Source organism: Methylobacterium sp. WL103 (genome assembly GCF_008039885.1).
Taxonomy (GTDB): Bacteria; Pseudomonadota; Alphaproteobacteria; order Rhizobiales; family Beijerinckiaceae; genus Methylobacterium; species Methylobacterium cerastii.
On the sequence record NZ_VRUX01000967.1, the window covers coordinates 1 to 1,075 of the forward strand.

The following is a 1,075-nucleotide window of genomic DNA, read 5'->3' on the forward strand; positions in this document are numbered from 1 at the left end:
GCCGCAGGGTGCCGGCGACCGCCGACACGTCGAGGCCGTAGAGCTGCGCCAGCGGCTCGAGGGCGGCGCGGGCCGAGAGCGGCCGGTCGATCACCGCGCCGTCGAGGTAGGCCGCGGCCTCGATCGCCACCGGCACGTCGACGCCGAGGTCGGCGAGAACCCGCAGGATCAGCCGGTCGAGGTCGCAGCCCTCGATCCGGCCGGTGATCCAGTGGCCGACCCGCCAGTTGCCGGCATCCGCCCAGACCGAGCCCTGGTCGGGAAAGGCCGGGTAGGGCCGCGCGTCCCAGGCCCAGACGAAGACCGCGCGCGGATCGACCATCGGCCCGCCGTAGACCGGCGAGCGCGGGTTGTCGGCGGCCGTGAACCCCGCCGCGGCGAGATCGAACCGGGACAGGATCGCCTCCAGGCCGCGGAGCTGAATCAGCTCGTCGCGCAGGCCCCGCGAGGCCGGCGGGTAGGCGTTCTCGGAGGATTTCGGGTCGGGGAAGACGTTGGGGCCGTTGGTACCCTTGTCCACCGCCGGCACGCCGACCTCGGTGAGCCAGATCGGCTTTCCGCGCGGCACCCAGGCGGTGGCGCGGGTCTCGACCCCGCCGTCGCGCTCGACATGGGCGTTCGACCACCAGCCGACGAGGTCCTTGGCCCGGAACGTCCAGGGTTTGGAGTAGGCGCCGTCGGTGATCGGGGTGCGGACCTGCGCGGCGCGGGCGGCCGCGTCGGCGTAGTACCAGTCGAAGGCCTCGCCGGCCCCGAGTCGGGCCTTGAGATAGCCGCGATCGTAGATCGCGTCGGCCTCCGCGAGGTCGGCGTGGCCGGGGGTGTCGCGAAAGTCCGAGATCGGAGGGTAGTAGTCGATTCCGACCGCGTCGAGGCTCGGGTCGGCGAACAGGGCGTCGAGGGGGAAGCGTACGCGCGCGCCGCCGTCGTGGACGTGGGCGCCGTACTCGGTCCAGTCGGCGGCGTAGACCAGCGTCTCGCCGTGGGTGAGCCGCGTTCGCACCGCGCGGGCGAGGTCGATCAGCGCCGCCACCGCCGGGTAGCCCTCGCCGGCGCCGCGCACGCGGGTGAGGCC

1 protein-coding gene is annotated in these 1,075 nt (G+C 74.0%); it reads right to left on the reverse strand.

What is annotated here, in order from left to right; genetic code table 11:
- Positions 1–1,075 (reverse strand): glycoside hydrolase TIM-barrel-like domain-containing protein (locus tag FV222_RS27080; RefSeq protein WP_187277499.1); only part of this gene is annotated, 1,075 nt, incomplete at both ends.